General features: G+C 62.3%; 9 protein-coding genes. 2 read left to right on the top strand and 7 right to left on the bottom strand.

Annotation, left to right across the window (positions count from 1 at the left end):
* Nucleotides 1-92: 92 nt before the first annotated feature.
* Together BJQ17_RS28910 and hutC are read right to left on the bottom strand one after the other, a co-directional pair.
* On the bottom strand, nt 93-665 hold the full coding sequence (locus BJQ17_RS28910) for a HutD family protein (RefSeq protein WP_004576933.1): 573 nt from the start codon (nt 663-665) through the stop codon (nt 93-95).
* Nucleotides 662-1,372 carry a histidine utilization repressor gene (hutC, locus tag BJQ17_RS28905; RefSeq protein WP_173881450.1) on the bottom strand — a complete coding sequence of 237 codons (711 nt, stop codon included), beginning with the start codon at nt 1,370-1,372 and terminating at the stop codon, nt 662-664. The genes BJQ17_RS28910 and hutC overlap by 4 nt, the downstream gene beginning before the upstream one ends.
* A gap of 144 nt (nt 1,373-1,516) precedes the next feature.
* On the opposite strand from hutC, the gene BJQ17_RS28900 reads away from it, so the two are divergent.
* The gene (locus BJQ17_RS28900) at nt 1,517-2,881 is read left to right on the top strand and encodes a formimidoylglutamate deiminase (protein ID WP_070096967.1); all 1,365 of its coding nucleotides are present in this window, start codon (nt 1,517-1,519) and stop codon (nt 2,879-2,881) included.
* Nucleotides 2,882-2,952: 71 nt separating this feature from the next.
* Here BJQ17_RS28900 and BJQ17_RS28895 read toward each other — a convergent pair whose 3' ends face one another.
* The 5 genes from BJQ17_RS28895 to BJQ17_RS28875 all read right to left on the bottom strand — a co-directional run bounded on the left by BJQ17_RS28895 (nt 2,953) and on the right by BJQ17_RS28875 (nt 8,301).
* Complete coding sequence (locus BJQ17_RS28895; protein ID WP_004576931.1) at nt 2,953-3,525, bottom strand: lipocalin family protein; 573 nt, start codon at nt 3,523-3,525, stop codon at nt 2,953-2,955.
* Nucleotides 3,522-3,776, bottom strand: coding sequence for an outer membrane protein assembly factor BamE (gene bamE, locus BJQ17_RS28890; protein WP_003249234.1), 255 nt, complete (start codon nt 3,774-3,776; stop codon nt 3,522-3,524). The genes BJQ17_RS28895 and bamE overlap by 4 nt, the downstream gene beginning before the upstream one ends.
* 227 nt (nt 3,777-4,003) lie before the next feature.
* Nucleotides 4,004-4,600 (bottom strand): DUF924 family protein, encoded by a 597-nt coding sequence (locus BJQ17_RS28885; protein ID WP_003249232.1) that lies wholly within the window; start codon nt 4,598-4,600, stop codon nt 4,004-4,006.
* Between the two features lie 3 nt (nt 4,601-4,603).
* Nucleotides 4,604-5,614 carry a class 1 fructose-bisphosphatase gene (locus BJQ17_RS28880; RefSeq protein ID WP_003249230.1) on the bottom strand — a complete coding sequence of 337 codons (1,011 nt, stop codon included), beginning with the start codon at nt 5,612-5,614 and terminating at the stop codon, nt 4,604-4,606.
* A 236-nt stretch (nt 5,615-5,850) separates the two neighbouring features.
* Complete coding sequence (locus BJQ17_RS28875) at nt 5,851-8,301, bottom strand: glycogen/starch/alpha-glucan phosphorylase (protein ID WP_012053932.1); 2,451 nt, start codon at nt 8,299-8,301, stop codon at nt 5,851-5,853.
* Between the two features lie 184 nt (nt 8,302-8,485).
* Here BJQ17_RS28875 and BJQ17_RS28870 point away from each other — a divergent pair, with 184 nt between their 5' ends.
* Nucleotides 8,486-8,890, top strand: a complete 405-nt coding sequence (locus tag BJQ17_RS28870; RefSeq protein ID WP_003249225.1) for a YkgJ family cysteine cluster protein — start codon at nt 8,486-8,488, stop codon at nt 8,888-8,890.
* Nucleotides 8,891-8,959 lie beyond the last annotated feature (69 nt).

Genomic DNA, 8,959 nt, shown 5'->3' with positions numbered 1-8,959 from the left:
GGCGGCGCTCGATCTCACAGGCGCAGAATGTGTCGAGGCGGACATCTGGCGGCGCTCGATCTCACAGGCGACAAAAACCTACAGCCAGGCCCTCAGCACTCAACCAGTTCGATCAGGCAGAACCGCCCCTGAACCTCCAACCCCAGCAATTCATCATTGCCTTCCAGACGCAAGCAGTCGAACAACCCCAACCGCTGCGTCTCGCGCCCGGCAATAGTGACTTCGACCAGGCTGCTGGCAGCAAACAACAACACCGTCGACGCCGAGCTATACACCCGGCTGGTGCCATCCAGCCACTGCAGCCGCGCCCTATATCGCTGCGGTGCATAGATCAGGTTGAAATCGCGGATCGCCCCGCCCAGCAACTTGCAGCTGACCTGGCTCTCGCCGCTGAACGCAAACGCATCGAACGCCAGCAATGGCCGACTGGCCTGGCCGTCGACCAGCAGGCGCATGCCGTCGCCCTGCAGCACGGTGATGATCCGCTGGTAGCCGGCGAAGGTGGAAAAGCCGCCCGACTCTTCGATGTCGGCAATCGACAGACGCCAGCCAAAACCGTCCAGACCCTCGCCACTGTCGCGGGTGATCTCTTCGGTGAAACCACCACCGTTCTTCCAAGGCATGCGCGGGTAATCGTGCGCACGCAACAACTGCAGCTGACTCATTTGCTGAAACGTCCTTCCAGGCGATGACGGGAACCGGGGTGGATCAGCCGTGCAGCGGTCACCGGCTGGCGGCCGGACCAGGTGCGACGACGAATCAGCAGGCAAGGCTCGCCCCGCTCGATCTGCAACAGGCGGCATTCTTCCGGCTCGGCCAGGATCGCCTCGACCACATGCTCACCTTCGGTCAACGGCGCCACCTGGGACAGGTAGGCGTAAGGCGTCTGCCGAGTAAAGTCCTGCTTGAGGTAGTCGGGGGCGATGGCCGCGTTAACGTAGCGGTCCTCGATCTGCACCGGCACGCCGTTCTCGAAATGCACGATCAGCGAATGGAACACCCGCTGACCTTCACGCATGTCCAGAGCCAGCGCCCGCTCGGAGCCGGCCGCTTCTTCGGCAAGCGTGATCACCTGGCAGCTATGCTGGTGCCCGCGCGCGGCAATTTCATCGGCAATGTTGTTGACCTCGAACAGCGCCGAACGGCCCTTGGGCTCGGCCACGAAGGTGCCGACCCCTTGCATGCGCACCAGCAGGCCCTCGGCGGTGAGTTCACGCAGGGCGCGGTTGATGGTCATGCGGCTGAAACCCAGCTCGTTGACCAACTCGCTCTCGGAGGGTACCCGGTGATGCGGTGGCCAGCTGCCGTTGTCGATCTGCTGGATGATCATCTGTTTGACCCGGGCGTAGAGCGGCGCCGGGCCCTCGCCCATCTGGGCAACCAGCACGGAGACAGGAGGTGTCGGCACGGCGATGGATCCTTGTGCAAATGAAATGAGCGGTAGCTTGCCGCAGTTTACCCGGCAGGCAAACGCCTGTATATGTATATACAAGTTAACAATAACAGGATTCCACCGATGTCAGCCTACTTCGCCGAACGCGCCCTGCTACCTACGGGTTGGGCCAGCCATGTGCGTATCGAGGTCGCCCGCGATGGCCGCGTGGCCAGCATCGAGCCTGGCGCTTCGGCCGAAGGCGCCGAGCGCCTGGCCGGCCCGCTGCTGCCCGGCATGCCCAACCTGCACTCGCATGCCTTCCAGCGCGCCATGGCAGGCCTGGCGGAAGTTGCCGGCAACCCCAACGACAGTTTCTGGACCTGGCGAGACCTGATGTACCGCCTGGTCGGGCAGATCAGCCCAGAGCAGCTTCAGGTCATCGCCCGCCAGCTGTACATCGAGATGCTCAAGGCCGGTTATACCTCGGTGGCGGAGTTCCACTACGTGCACCACGACCAGGCCGGCAAGCCCTACGCCGACCCCGCCGAGCTGTCGCGACGCATCAGCGCGGCCGCAGCCGACAGCGGCATCGGCCTGACCTTGCTGCCGGTGCTGTACAGCCATGCAGGCTTTGGCGGCCAGGCGCCGAACGACGGGCAGCGGCGCTTCATCAACTCCACCGCGCAGTACCTGCAGCTGCAAGCCCAGCTCGCCCCGCTGCTGGCCGCGCAACCGGCGCAGCAACTGGGCCTGTGCTTCCACTCGCTGCGGGCGGTAACGCCTGGGCAGATCGCCGAAGTGCTGGCGGCCAGCGACAGGCAGTGCCCAGTGCATATCCACATCGCCGAACAGCAGAAGGAAGTCGACGACTGCCTGGCCTGGAGCGGCCTGCGCCCGCTGCAGTGGCTGTACGAGCACGTGGACGTGGACCGCCGCTGGTGCCTGGTACACGCTACCCACGCCGAACCGGACGAAGTCACTGCCATGGCCCGCAGCGGCGCGGTGGCCGGGTTGTGCCTGACCACCGAAGCCAACCTGGGCGATGGGATCTTCCCGGCAGTGGATTTCCTGGCACAGGGCGGGCGTATGGGCATTGGCTCGGACAGCCATGTGTCGTTGAGCGTGGTGGAGGAGCTGCGCTGGCTGGAATATGGCCAGCGCCTGCGGGACCAGCGGCGCAACCGCCTGTATCGCGGCGACCAACCGATGGTCGGACGCACGCTGTATGACGCGGCGCTGGCCGGTGGTGCGCAGGCGCTGGGGCAGGCGGTCGGCGAGTTGGCGGTTGGCAAGCGTGCCGACTGGCTGGTGCTCGATGGGCAGGACCCCTACATCGCCATGGCGGAGGGTGATGCCATTCTCAACCGTTGGCTGTTTGCCGGCGGCGATCGCCAGGTGCGCGATGTGATGGTGAATGGGCAGTGGGTGGTGCGCCAGGGGCGACATGCGCAAGAAGAAGAAAGCGGGCGGTCGTTTGCCGAGGTGTTGCGCCAGCTTCTGGGCTGAGTGTATCGGGGCTGCATTGCAGCCCTTCGCGGGCTTGCCCGCGAAGGGTTGCAAAGCAACCCCAAAAAAACTCAGTGCATTTTTACTATTTGCTGATCGGACGCCCGCCAGATCAAGCGGCTGGTGTCATACCCCTGCTGCCGCGCCCTGGACAGCAGGTTCTCACGCTCCCAGGCCGGCAGTGTCGGCGTACGCGACAGAATCCAAAGGTATTTGCGGTCCGGGCTGCCGACGATGGCCGTACGGTAGTGGTCGTCCACATAAAGAATCCAGTACTCACCCCGCGCCACGCCTGGCACCAGCCTGGTGAACCAGTTATCGAACTCGACCCACAGCTTGTCGGTGTGCCCCGGCTCCTGGATATTCGCATGCCCTTCGGCGCGAAGCCATTCATCACCCATGGTGCGGCAGCGGTTGAGCACGCCATAACTGCCATCAGGCCTGAGGTTGTAATGGGCCTCGGACTGCTCGCAGCCTTCCTGGAAGCGCATGGGCAGGCGCGCCAGCTCGTACCATTTGCCCTGGTAGCGCTTGAGGTCGACATGGCCGGCGGTTTTCGGCGCCAGCGGGTCGTGCACGGAACCTGCACAACCGCCCAGCAGCAACGCCAGGCATACCCCCATCAGCAGGTACGCACGCCTCATTTGAGGCCCTGCCCGGAATACATCAGCACCTTGTCAGCTGCGTACTGCACGCTGATGAAGCTCTTCTCGTCCCCCCAGGTGCAGCTGCTCATGCCCAACGCGCCAGAACACTCGGTCGGCGTGCCGAGCAACTGCTCGACCTCGGCCTTGTTCATACCGGCCTTGATCTTGGAATAGTTTTCCTGATTGATCTTGCTGCAGGCAGTCAGCACGACGCACAGCGACAACAGGGCGAGGGAACGCAACGACATGAAGGGACACTCCTGAAAGATGATACAGGCGAGTGGCCTGCAGTGACCTTCGACGTGAAAATCCCTCCCAGGTTCCCTGCCCCACCCCCTATGTCCCTACACCATTGGTCGGATGGCCACTACTGTGCGATTAATTACAAAGCATTAATCATGCACCCAATAAAAAAGGCCGCCCCCAATGGGAGCGGCCTTGCGTCGCGATGCCTGCACAGCAGGCCCCTTGGGCCTCAGAATCGGGACCCAGGCTCCAGCAAAAAGTCCATCTCTTCGCTGGTGCTCGGCCGCTCCAGCACCAGGTTGCGGTGCGGGAAGCGCCCGAAGCGGGCAATTACCCGCTGGTGCTGCTCGGCATAGTCGAGGAAGCCTTCAAACAGCCGGCGGTTGGCCTCGGGCTGTTCGTCCAGCAGCATTCGATAACGCTCCACGCACAGGTTCTGCCAGTCCAGCACTTCGGCATGCTCCAGTACCAGCAGCACGAACACGCGCTGGATCGGCAGCAACTGGTAATCCCAGCCCTTCTGCAGGCCCTGCATGGCCACCACCTGGGCACGCCGGTCGCCCTCGAAGGCACGCTGCGTGTCGCGGTAGATCATGCGTGGCAGCTGGTCGAGCAAAATCAGCAGGCCCAGCCAGCCCTGCGGGCTTTGCTGCCACTCTTCGAGCCCACCCGCCAGGGCATGCTCGACCAGGTCGCCAAACAGCGCATGGGCCTCGGCATCGTAATGTTTGCCGAACCACAGCGTGCTCTTCTCGTCAGCCACGGCCTGGGCACTGGTGCCCCAACCGAACCACCACTCCAGCAACGGCTGCCAAGGTGCGAGCATGACTTACTCCTTGTGGTAAGCGGTGACGCGCTCGACCTCTTCCTTCGAGCCGAGAATCACCGACACGCGCTGGTGCAGGCTTTCTGGCTTGATGTCGAGGATGCGATCGTAACCGTTGGTGGAAGCGCCACCGGCCTGTTCGATGATGAACGACATCGGGTTGGCTTCGTACATCAGGCGCAGCTTGCCCGGCTTGCTTGGTTCGCGGGCGTCACGTGGGTACATGAACAGGCCGCCACGGGTCAGGATGCGGTGCACGTCGGCCACCATCGAGGCGATCCAGCGCATGTTGTAGTTCTTCTTCAGCGGGCCGGTCTCGCCTGCCAGCAGTTCGCCCACATAGCGCTGTACCGGGGCTTCCCAGTGGCGCTGGTTGGACATGTTGATGGCGAACTCGGCGGTGGTCTCCGGTACGCGGATGTTTTCGTGAGTCAGCACGAAGCTGCCCAGTTCGCGATCCAGGGTGAAGCCCTTGACGCCGTTGCCCAGGGTCAGGATCAGCATGGTCTGCGGGCCGTAGATGGCATAACCGGCAGCAACCTGCTCGGTACCTGGCTGCAGGAACGCTTCTTCGTTGAGGCTTTCGTTCTGGCTCAGGTATTGGTTAGGGCAACGCAGAACCGAGAAGATGGTACCGACCGACACGTTGACGTCGATGTTCGACGAACCGTCCAGCGGGTCGAAGACCAGCAGGTAGGCGCCTTTCGGGTACTTGCCCGGGATCTGGTACGCGTTGTCCATTTCTTCGGAAGCCATGCCAGCCAGGTGACCGCCCCACTCGTTGGCTTCCAGCAGGATATCGTTGGAAATCACGTCCAGTTTCTTCTGGACCTCGCCCTGCACGTTTTCAGTGCCCATGCTGCCCAGCACACCACCGAGGGCGCCTTTGGACACGTGATGGCTGATTTCCTTGCACGCACGCGCTACCACTTCGATCAGGAAGCGCAGATCGGCAGGGGTATTGTTGCTGCGGGTCTGCTCAATCAGATAGCGACTCAGGGTAACGCGGGACATGTATGGCTCCGAACGGATTGGGGGGATGAAAACCCCCGCAGTTTACAGGGAGAGTGACGGGCTAGCGAGTGATGAGACTCGCCACGGCTCTCAGACGGCACAATAGGTCGGTAGTTCAGCCTTCGCCAGGCCGGTGGTCTGGTTGTGGAGCCATTCGCGGACGCGCCCGCGCCTACAGGTGGATAAGGGCCCTGTAGGCGCGGGTTTACCCGCGAACAAGCCAGCACAGGCCCGCCTCAGTCCAGCGCCTTCCAGATCTCGGTCGCATACTCGCGAATGGTCCGATCCGAGGAGAACCAGCCCATCCGCGCGGTATTGAGCACCGCCTTGCGCCACCACTCCTGCGGTGTGTGCCACAGATCCTCGACCCGCCGCTGGGCATCCCAGTAGGCATCGAAATCGGCACACACCAAGAAGCGATCGTAGGCCACCAGGCCGTCGATCAACCCGGTGTACCGAGAAGGGTCGTCTGGCGAGAACACACCACTGCGGATGGCCTGCAACACATCGGTCAAGCGGTTGGAAGCAGCTATGGCGGCATTGGCGCCAAAATCACCGGCACGCTTGCGCGCTTCAACCTGCTGCGCGGTCAGGCCAAAGATGAACATGTTGTCGGCCCCCACCTGTTCGCACATCTCCACGTTGGCGCCATCCAGGGTGCCGATGGTCAGCGCACCATTGAGGCCGAACTTCATGTTACTGGTACCGGAAGCTTCGTAACCCGCGGTGGATATCTGCTCGGAAAGGTCCGCCGCCGGGATGATGCTCTCGGCCAGGCTGACGTTGTAGTTGGGCAGGAACACCACCTTCAGCAGGCCGCGCACTGTCGGGTCGTTGTTCACCACCCGGGCGATGTCGTTGGCCAGCTTGATGATCAGTTTGGCCTGGTGGTAACTGGCCGCAGCCTTGCCAGCGAAGATCTTCACCCGCGGCACCCAGTTGGTGCCAGGGTCGTTGCGTATGGCCTGGTACAGTGCAACGGTGTGCAGCAGGTTGAGCAACTGGCGCTTGTATTCGTGAATACGTTTGACCTGAACGTCGAATAGCGCCTCGGGGTTGACCGTGACGCCGATACGATCCTGAATGATGCTGGCCAGGGCGCGCTTGCTGTGCAGCCGCTGGGCAGCGAACTGCTTGCGGAAACCGGCTTTTTCGGCGAACGGCACCAGGCCCGCCAGACGCGTCTGTGGGTCGTCCTTGAGTTCCGGCCCAAGCGCCTCGACCAGCATCTCGGTCAGTTGAGGGTTGGACTGGTACAACCAGCGGCGGAAGGTAATGCCGTTGGTCTTGTTGTTGATCCGTTGCGGGTAGAGCTTGTGCAGTTCGGAGAACACCGTGCTTTTCATCAACTTGCTGTGCAGCGCCGACACGCCGTTGACGCTGTGCGAGCCGAGAAACGCCAGGTTGCCCATGCGCACCCGTCGGCCGTTGTCTTCCTCAATCAGCGAAACCGCGCGCAGCACGTCGAAGTCGTGCAGGCCTTTGGCCCGCAACGCATCGATATGGTAGGCATTGATCAGGTAGATAATCTGCATGTGCCGTGGCAGCATGCGCTCCATCAGCGCTACCGGCCAGGTTTCCAGGGCTTCTGGCAACAGGGTATGGTTGGTGTAGGCAAGCGTGCCGACGGTCAGCTCCCAGGCCTTTTCCCAAGGCACTTCGTGCTGATCCACCAGCAACCGCATCAGCTCCGCCACCGCAATCGAGGGATGGGTGTCGTTTAGCTGGATGGCCGCTGCATCAGGCAGGTTGAGCAGGTCCTTGTGCATGTTCAGGTGGCGCCGCAGCAAGTCCTGCAGCGAAGCCGAGACGAAAAAGTACTCCTGGCGAAGGCGCAGTTCCTGACCGGCCTCGGTACTGTCGGCGGGGTAAAGCACACGCGAAATGCTCTCGGCACGCGCCACTTCAGCCACAGCCCCCAAATGGTCACCGGCGTTGAAGCGCTCCAGGTGCAGCTCTTCCAGCGCCCGCGCACGCCACAGGCGCAGGGTGTTGACGCTGGATCCGCGCCAGCCGACTACCGGCGTGTCGTAGGCCACCGCCCGCACCGTCTCGCCAGGCCACCATACCTGGCGCTGGCTACCGCTTGCATCGTGCACCGTTTCGACACTGCCGCCAAAGCTGATCGGGTAGATCACCTCGGCGCGCTCGAACTCCCAGGGGTTGCCGAAATCCAGCCAGTTCTCGGTCTGTTCCTGCTGCCAGCCATCGACCACGGCCTGACGGAACAGCCCGTGCTCGTAGCGGATGCCGTAACCATGGGCAGCGATACCCAGGGTAGACATGCTCTCCATGAAGCACGCAGCCAGACGGCCAAGGCCACCATTGCCCAGCGCGGCGTCCGGCTCGAGCAGGCGAATGCGTTCGAGGTCCACATTCAGCCCTTCCAGCGCATCGCGGGCGACGTCCAACAGGCCCAGGTTGCTCAGGCTGTCGTACAGCAAGCGGCCGATGAGAAACTCCAGGGAAAGGTAGTAGACACGCTTCTGGCTGCGCCGATAGGCCTGCCGGGTGTGATCCATCCAGTGGTCGACCATGTGATCGCGCGCAGCCAGGGCAATGGCTTCGAACCAGTCATGGTCGAAGGCGTGCTCGGGGTCCTTGCCGACCGCGTAGGTCAGCTTGTTCAGTACAGCAGCGCGAAAATCCGCGACTTCGGCGTCACGTGCTTTGGGTTCCTGGGACATGCGGCATCCTCGGGCAAGTTGACGAAAGCGGAGGGAGAGTGTTGAGACTAGACCCTTCGACAGAGAGCGACAGTTACGGTTCGCAGTTTTCATGCCCACTCTGCGATTCCGGCAAAAGGTTGTTCATAAATTGAACAATTCCGGTATCATCGCGCGCCCCAAGACCGTGATCCACCCTATAAAGATGAAAACGACCCTGATCGCCGCGGCCGAAGTCGACCGCCTGGAGACCTGGCAGCGCTATACCAGCAACATGTGCCATGGCTGCCATTCGACCTGCTGCACCCTGCCGGTGGAGGTGAAGATCAAGGATCTGATCCGTATCGGCGTGGTCGACGAGTTCGAAAAAGACGAACCCCCCAAGAACGTGGCCAAGCGCCTGCAAAAAGAAGGCATCATCGAGCGCTTCAACCAGAAGTCCGGGATCTTCACCCTCACCCGGATGAGCAACGACGACTGCATGTACCTGGATCGTAAAAGCCGGCTGTGCACCATTTATGACAAGCGCCCGGATACCTGCCGCAACCACCCCAAGGTCGGACCGCGGCCGGGGTATTGCGCCTACAAGCCCAAGGTGGTTGGGCGCTGATCTATTGCCTGCAGCGGCCTCTTCGCGGGTAAACCCGCTCCTACAGGTCTTGACCTTTGTGGATATCCT

Source organism: Pseudomonas sp. NBRC 111139 (assembly GCF_001753955.1).
GTDB lineage: Bacteria > Pseudomonadota > Gammaproteobacteria > Pseudomonadales > Pseudomonadaceae > Aquipseudomonas > Aquipseudomonas alloputida.
The sequence above is the reverse complement of the archived record's forward strand: the minus strand, read 5'-3'. Positions and strand labels throughout refer to the sequence as shown.